This is a genomic window from Methylobacterium sp. D54C (assembly GCF_053345595.1).
The window spans coordinates 1-255 of record NZ_JBKFAK010000282.1; the positions used below are offsets into that span (position 1 = coordinate 1).

General features: G+C 72.5%; 1 pseudogene. It reads right to left on the minus strand.

Annotated features, from left to right (window positions below):
- Positions 1–255 (minus strand): annotated as a pseudogene (locus ACLBYB_RS33535) (IS110 family transposase); the annotation flags it as partial.

The window sequence follows — 255 nt, forward strand, 5'->3', positions numbered from 1 at the left end:
GCTCGCTCACCGAGGCGGCCAACGCGGTTGCCGACACGATGCCGACACCCGGGATCGTCGCCAGGCGCTGCGACAGGTCGCTGTCCCGATGCCAGGCGAGCAACTCCTTCTCCAGTCGGGTGAGCTGAATCTGCAAGGCACCGATCTGATCGGCCAGCCCGGTCACCACGCGCTGGGCGAGCGGCGGCACCTCGGCCGCGTCTCCGGCCGAGAGCCGGGCCGCCAGTTCGAGCGCGTGCCGCAGGCCCCGCGCCA